The organism is Bifidobacterium sp. UBA744, assembly GCA_002298605.1.
In the GTDB taxonomy this organism is placed as follows: domain Bacteria; phylum Actinomycetota; class Actinomycetes; order Actinomycetales; family Bifidobacteriaceae; genus Bifidobacterium.
In genome coordinates, this window is the sequence record DBKS01000002.1 from 5549 (window position 1) to 6683 (window position 1135).

At 64.4% G+C, this 1135-nt stretch carries 1 protein-coding gene; it reads right to left on the bottom strand.

Features of this window, described 5'->3' with window-relative positions:
* Positions 1-89: 89 nt before the first annotated feature.
* A complete protein-coding gene (locus tag B2994_RS00090; protein WP_291526384.1) occupies positions 90-791 on the bottom strand; it encodes an ABC transporter ATP-binding protein in 702 nt (233 codons plus the stop codon).
* Between the last annotated feature and the right edge of the window lie 344 nt (positions 792-1135).

The window sequence follows — 1135 nt, forward strand, 5'->3', positions numbered from 1 at the left end:
CGGCCTCCGGCAGTACTACGCCCTCCCATGCCATGGCCTCCCGCACCACGGCCTTTCATACCGTCCGTCATCGTTCGCCCCACCGCCGGCTACCACTCGATTTCGTCGACGGGCGTGGGATGCGCGTTGTCCTTCTGCGAGACCACACGACCGGATTTGAAGCGGATCACACGATCGGCCATCGGCGCGATCGCGGAGTTGTGGGTGATGATCATCACGGTCATGCCTTCGCCGCGGGCGATGGACTGCAGCAGCGACAGCACCTCCTTGCCGGTTTCGTAGTCGAGCGCGCCCGTGGGTTCGTCGCATAGCAGCAGTTTGGGCTTTTTGGCGATGGCCCGCGCGATGGACACGCGCTGCTGCTCGCCGCCGCTTAATTGCGCGGGGAAGTTGCCGAGCCGGTCTGCCAGCCCGACGTCGGCCAGCGTTTCGGCGGGGTCATAATGGTCGGCGCAGATCTGGCTGGCCAGTTCGACGTTTTCCAATGCGGTCAGATTCGGCACCAGATTGTAGAACTGGAACACGAACCCGATGTCGGAGCGGCGATACGCCACCAGATCGCGCGGCTTCAGCGCCGAGATGTCGCGTCCGCCGACGATCACGCGCCCGGACGTGGCGGTGTCCATGCCGCCCAGAATATTGAGCGCGGTGGTTTTGCCCGCTCCGGACTGGCCGAGGATTATGGTCAGCCGTCCCCGGTCGGCCGTGAAGCTGGCCTCGTCGAGCGCCCGGATGGCGGATGGGCCGGACGCGTATTCCTTGACGACATGATCGAACTCGATATACGCCATTGCCACCGCCTTCGCCGCCGCCTCACGATCCGCTGACCGCATTCCATCTGACCGGTCTCCATTGTAAGGCCGCTTGGCCGTCCGTCGCGCGGACCGCCATGGCGGCCGACGCCATGTCCGCGCCTAGAATGGCAGCGTTGTCGCATCCGAGGCAACCATGAAAGATATAGGGAAGAGACACGGCTATGAGCAATCAGAACACCGTTTCGGACCGTCGGGAGCCCCAAGCGGCCGACGCGGCGAAGCATGAAACCGACGACGTTCCGGTGCCGCCGACACTGCGCAAATCGCTGAAGAACCGCCATATCCAATTGATCGCCCTCGGCGGCGCGATCGGCACGGGC